This window comes from Micromonospora sp. NPDC049044 (assembly GCF_040649215.1).
In the GTDB taxonomy this organism is placed as follows: domain Bacteria; phylum Actinomycetota; class Actinomycetes; order Mycobacteriales; family Micromonosporaceae; genus Micromonospora.
The window spans coordinates 1-3,637 of the sequence record NZ_JBEZFA010000082.1 but is presented as its reverse complement, the minus strand read 5'-3'; the positions used below and the strand labels follow the sequence as shown (position 1 = coordinate 3,637).

Below are 3,637 nucleotides of genomic sequence, written 5' to 3'. Positions count from 1 at the left end.
GCCCTCACCCCAACCCGTGCCATCGGCGGCGGCGGAGAACGCCTTGCACCGGCCGTCGACCGACAAGCCCCGCTGCCGGCTGAACTCCACAAACGCGCCGGGAGTAGACATCACCGCGACCCCACCCGCCAGGGCCAGAGTGCAATCGCCCTTGCGTAGCGCCTGCGCGGCCAGGTGCATCGCCACAAGCGACGACGAGCACGCGGTGTCGATGGTGACCGCCGGGCCCTCCAGCCCCAGGGCGTACGCGACCCGTCCCGACGCGATCGATCCGGCCGTGCCCGCGCCGAGGTATCCCTCCAGGTCGTCGGGAAGCTCGCCCGGCCCGGTGGCGTAGTCGTGGTACATGACACCGGCGTAGACACCGACCGAACTGCCCCGCAGCGTTACCGGGTCGATCCCGGCCCGCTCGAACGCCTCCCACGACGTCTCCAGCAGCAAGCGCTGCTGCGGGTCGGTTGCCAGCGCCTCACGCGGGCTGATCTCGAAGAAGTCCGCGTCGAACAGGTCCGCGTCGTGCAGGAAGCCGCCCTCGCGGGTGTAGCTCTTGCCCACCGCGTCGGGGTCGGAGTCGTACAGGCCGTCGACGTCCCAGCCGCGCCCGGCCGGGAACGGGCTGACCGCGTCCACGCCGTCGGCGACCAGCCGCCAAAGCTGCTCCGGCGAGCCGACCCCGCCCGGATAACGGCAGCTCATCCCGACGATCGCGATCGGCTCCCGCTCGGCCGCCGCGAGGCCGCGGTTCTCGCCGCGCAGCCGCTCGTTCTCCTTGAGCGACGTGCGCAGCGCTTCGATGATCTGCTCGTTGTCCAGTGCCATGGTGTCTGTGTCTCCGTCGGATCAGGAATCGGTGCCGCGCATGGCGAGGCGGACGAGGGCTTCGGCATCCAGGCCGTCCACGGCGGTGGCAGCCGGTTCGGGGGCCGCGACCACCTCCCGCTCGCTGCCCAGCCGCAGGACGGCGTCGAGCAGCCCGGAGGCCCGCAGCCGGGCCGGCGGCACACTCGCCAGCAGGCGGCGCACGTCGGCGTCGCTGAGTTCGCCGTCCGCGCCGTCCCCGAAGAGCGTCTCGTCGACGTACCGGGCCAGGGCTGCCGGCGTCGGGTAGTCGAAGACGAGCGTGGCGGGCAGCCGCTGCCCGACCGCGTCCGCCAGCCGGGTCCGCAGCTCCAGCGCGAGCAGCGAATCGAACCCGAGCTGCTGGAATGTGCGCGCGGGGTCGACCGTGCCGCCCGCGCCTTGGCCCAGCACCTCGGCGGTAGCTTCCATGAGGAGGGCGACCAGGCGCTCCTGCCGCTCGGTGGCGTTCAGGCCGGACAGTTCCGTGCGCAACGAGCTGGCGCTGCGGTCGCGACCTCGCTGGGCAGGCGCCGGGGCAAGGCCGCGCAGCGCGGGCGGCAGGCCACCGGTCCGCGCACGGCTGCGTACGGCTGCCAGATCCAGGCGTACGGGGACGAGCATGCCGTCGCCGTCCGTATCCGACAGGGCGGCATCCAGCAGCGCGAGCCCGTCGGCGACCGGCAGCGACCTGATGCCGTCGCGTTCGGCGCGGCGCCGGAAGACCTCGTCGCGGTCGACCGCCATGCCGTTCGGGCCGTCCCAGGGCCCCCAGGCCAGCGACATTCCCGGCAGGCCCCGTGCGCGGCGGCGCCGGGCCAGCGCGTCCAGGAACGTGTTCGCGGCGGCGTAGTTGCCCTGGCCGGGACCGCCAAGCACGCCCGCGACCGAGGAGAACAGCACGAACGCGGCCAGCGGGGCGCCGGCCGTCAGCGCGTCAAGATTGAGTGCGGCGTCGACCTTCGGGCGCAGCACCCGCTCGATCCGATCCGAGGTCAGCGAGGCCAGCACTCCATCGTCCAGCACCCCGGCCGCGTGGATCACGGCGCTGAGGGGACGCTCCGCCGGGATCGACTTGAGCAACGCGGCCAGCGCCTCGTAGTCGGCGGCGTCGCAGGCCGCCACGGTCACGTCCGCGCCCAGCGCGCGAAGTTCCCGCTCCAGCTCCGCGTCGCCGCGTCGGCTCAGCAGCAGCAGGCTGCCCGCACCGTGCGCGGTGATCAGATGCCGGGCCACGGCCCGGCCCAGCGCACCGGTGGCACCGGTGATCAGGATGGTCCCGGCCAGTGCCGAGGCACGGCCGGCGACCGGTTCCGGGCGGGTCAGCCGCGGCGTACGGGCGACGCCTGCGCGCAGCGCGACCTGCTCCTCGCCCTGTCGCGCCGCCGCGACGAGCACCGCCAGCGACTCCTCGGTGCCGTCGTGGTCCAGCAGCAGGAACCGGCCCGGATGCTCCGACTCGGCCGAGCGGACCAGGCCCCACACCGCGGCGGCCGCGAGATCCACAGTGGGCTCGCCGGGTAGTGCGGCGCCCCAGCGAGTCACCACCCCGAGCCGAGTCCCGGCGGTCCGATCGTCGGCCAGCCACGCCCGAAGCAGCTCCGCGACCGCGACCACCGCCGCGTGCACCCCGTCGGCGGCGTCGCCGGTCGTGGCGACGACCTCGGTGAGCACCAGCTCCGGCAAGATGGCGGGCAGGCCGGCGAGGCTGGCGTGCCGGTCGAACCCGAGTTCGGGCAGCGTGCCTGCGCCCAGCAGCGCCACGTCCCGCCCGGTCGGCGCGGTGAGGGCCAACTCCGGCCAGGCCAGGCGGTGCATCCGCAGCTCACGGCCCTCATCGCCAGTGATCTCGCGCAGCGTGAGCTCGGTGACGCTGAGCACCGGGCGGCCCGCCCCGTCGGTCGCCGACAGCGCGAACGCGGTCGGGCCGGTCGGGCGCAGCCGCACCCGCAGCCGGGTCGCGCCGCCGGCGCCGAACGTCTGCACCCCTGCCCAGGCGAACGGCACCCGCGCCGCCGGTGCCACGTCGAGCAGCACCAGCGCGTGCAAGCACGCGTCCAGCAGGGCCGGGTGCAGCTCATACCCGGGCTCGGCGCCGCCGCCCCTCGCCCCGTCGGGTAGCTCCACCTCGGCGTGCACCTCCGCCCCGACCCGCCACGCGTGGCGCAGTCCCTGGAACACCGGGCCGTAGCTCAGCCCGGCGTCGGCCAGCCGGGGGTAGAGGTCTGTCACATCCAGTGCCGTACCGCCGGGCGGCGGCCATGGGAGCTGCGGTGCGTCGTCCTGATCACGGACGGCCAGGTGCCCTTCGGCATGCCGGGTCCAGCCGTCGGCACCACGCGTGTGGAACGCGATCGCCCGACGACCGTCGGCCTCGGCGGCCCCGACCGTGACCCGCAGGTCTAAGCCGTCGCCCAGCACGACGGGTACGCCGAGGGTCAGCTCCTCCACCCGCGAGCAATCGACCTCCTGACCGGCGCGCAGCGCCATCTCGACCAGCGCCGTGGCCGGCAGCAGCACCGCCCCGCCGACCGCGTGATCGGCCAGCCACGGCTGCGTATGCGGGGACAGTCGTCCGGTGAAGACGACACCCACTTCCTCAGGCAGCACGATCGCGGCGCCGAGCAGCGGATGGTCGGCGGGGTCCAGACCGATGCCCGCCAGATCCCCGGCGCCCGCAGGCACCTGCAGCCACGTCTCCTGCTGCTGGAACGCGTAGGTGGGCAGGTCGACGTGCTCGGCGGCCGGACCATAGAACGCGTTCCAGTCGAGGTCGACTCCCGCGACCGCCGCCCGCGCT

The 3,637-nt window shown here is 74.3% G+C and carries 2 protein-coding genes; both read right to left on the bottom strand.

All coding sequences use genetic code 11. The annotated features are described in order from the left end of the window. Positions 1–819 (bottom strand): beta-ketoacyl synthase N-terminal-like domain-containing protein (locus tag AB0B85_RS33530; protein WP_357413784.1); only part of this gene is annotated, 819 nt, incomplete at its 3' end. A gap of 21 nt (positions 820–840) precedes the next feature. Further along, on the bottom strand, positions 841–3,637 hold a 2,797-nt coding region (locus AB0B85_RS33525; protein WP_357413782.1), incomplete at its 5' end, for a type I polyketide synthase.